This window comes from Chitinophaga sp. (genome assembly GCF_035761305.1).
In the GTDB taxonomy this organism is placed as follows: domain Bacteria; phylum Bacteroidota; class Bacteroidia; order Chitinophagales; family Chitinophagaceae; genus Chitinophaga.
Map to the genome: position 1 here is coordinate 1 of NZ_DASTRI010000162.1, position 2,408 is coordinate 2,408.

The 2,408-nt window shown below is 52.1% G+C and carries 2 protein-coding genes; both read left to right on the forward strand.

Features of this window, described 5'->3' with window-relative positions; genetic code table 11:
- A partial coding sequence (locus tag VFS25_RS14020) for an efflux RND transporter periplasmic adaptor subunit (RefSeq protein ID WP_326462783.1) occupies window positions 1-1,047 on the forward strand: 1,047 nt, incomplete at its 5' end.
- A gap of 153 nt (window positions 1,048-1,200) precedes the next feature.
- The coding region (locus VFS25_RS14025) for an efflux RND transporter permease subunit (protein WP_326462784.1) at window positions 1,201-2,408 on the forward strand (1,208 nt) is incomplete at its 3' end.

A 2,408-nucleotide genomic window follows, 5' to 3' on the forward strand; every position in this document is an offset into this window, starting at 1 on the left:
GCTATAGTAGCAGCAATTGTTATTTTCTTCATTTACAAAAAGGTGGCCGATGGTGAAAGAAAAACACCGGCCGGCCTCGCTGCACGCGGCAAAGGCGCGGGCGGCAATAAGCCCCTGCTGACCGATGCCTATGTGGTAAAAACCACCAAGCTGGCCCAAACTATTGAAGCCAGCGGCACCCTGCAAAGCAATGAGGAGGTAGAGGTAAAGCCCGAAATAACCGGGCGCATTGTAGGTTTGTATTTCAAGGAAGGCGTAAACGTAAAAAAAGGCGACCTGCTGGTAAAGATCTATGATGAGGACCTGAAAGCCCAGCTGCAAAAGCTGCAGCTGCAGCAACAGCTGGCCAAAACCACCCTGGAACGCCAGGAAAACCTGTTAAAGATAAACGGCATCAGCCAGCAGGATGTGGATGTAACCCGCAACCAGGTTAGCGCTTACGGTGCGGATATAGACTATACCCGCACCCAGCTGCAGAAAACAGAGCTGCGCGCCCCCTTTAACGGCCGCCTTGGATTGCGCAATGTGAGCCTGGGCGCCATTGTATCGCCCACCACCGTAATTACCACCCTGCAACAGATAGACCCGCTGAAGATCGACTTTTCCATACCGGAAAAATACCGCACTGCCATTAAGCTGGGCGATGCCGTGGATTTCAGGGTGGCCGGCGACAATAACGTCTATAAAGGCAGCATTTACGCCATGGACCCGAAAATAGACCTGGCTACCCGCACCATCCGCATCCGGGCCATTGTGCCCAATGCCGGTAAGCTGCTGCCGGGCGCCTTTGCCCGCATCACCATTTCGCTCAGGGATATGCCAGAGGCCATTATGATACCCTCACAAGCCGTAATACCCGGCACCCGGGATAAAAGCGTAATTGTGGCAGACAGTGGTAAAGCTAAATTTGTTATTATAGAAACAGGCATAAGGGACGAGAACAATGTACAGGTGACAAGCGGCCTGAATGTAGGCGATACCGTTATCACCAGCGGTATTATGCAGCTACGTCCCGGCATGGTAATCAGGTACAATAATATTAAATAGTCAATTGTCAATTACGAATTACGAATTGCGCGATGCGCTGACAGCATGAATGCCTTACCGCTCACGCATTCCACGTTAGGCACCAGGCGTGCGGCAACCGGCTTTTTCATTCATAATCCGTAATTGAACAATTCGTAATTAAAACGAAGTGTTATGAGTCTTCCATCCATATCCCTGAAGCGGCCGGTACTGGCTATTGTGATGAACATCATCATCGTAATTTTTGGTGTGGTAGGGTTTAATTTCCTGGGGATAAGAGATTTTCCGGCCATAGATCCTCCCATTGTAAATGTGCGCACCTCTTATGCAGGCGCCAACTCGGATATTATCGAAACGCAGATCACCGAACCGCTGGAGAAACAGATCAATGGCATCGCCGGTATCAAAAACATTTCCAGCAGCAGCAGCCAGGGCACCAGCAGCATTACCGTGGAATTTGAGCTGAACACAAACCTGGAAGCCGCGGCCAATGATGTACGCGATAAAGTATCACAGGCTTTACGCAACCTGCCGCCCGACCTGGATGCGCCGCCCGTGGTAACCAAGGAGGATGCCAACTCCGAAACCATTATTGCCATGACGGTGCAGAGCAATACCCGCAACCAGCTGGAAGTAACCGAGTACGCCAACAACGTGCTGCTGGAAAGGCTGCAAACCATACCCGGCGTAAGCTCTATCCGTATCTGGGGTGAAAAAAAATACGCGATGCGCATCTGGCTGGACCCGGCCCGCCTTTCGGCTTACAGCCTTACCCCCAGCGATGTGCAGGATGCCCTGCTGCGGGAGAACGTGGAGCTGCCCTCCGGCAAAATAGCCGGTAATGCCACGGAACTGACGGTGCGCACCTTTGGCCGGCTGGATACCGAAGAGGAGTTTGACGACCTCATCATTAAGAATGTAGACGGCCGCGTGATTCACCTGCGCGACATTGGCCAGGCAGTATTAGGCCCGGAAAATGAGGAAACAGTGCTGAAAGAGTCGGGCGTGCCCATGATTGCCCTGGCACTTAGCCCGCAGCCCGGCTCGAACTACGTGGCAATTGCCGATGAATTTTACCGGCGCTACGAGCAGATCAAGAAAGATATTCCGCCGGATTTTGTAACCAACATCGCCAGGGATAATACCCGTTTCATTAAAAAATCTATTGAGGAGGTGGAAGAAACGCTGATCGTAGCCCTCGTGCTGGTAATCCTGATCGTTTACCTGTTCTTCCGCGACTGGCTCATGGCCTTCCGCCCGTTGATAGATATACCGGTATCGCTGATAGGCGCATTTTTTATTATGTACGCCTGCGGCTTTACGATTAATATACTCACCCTGCTGGCCATTGTGCTGGCCACCGGCCTGGTGGTGGACGATGG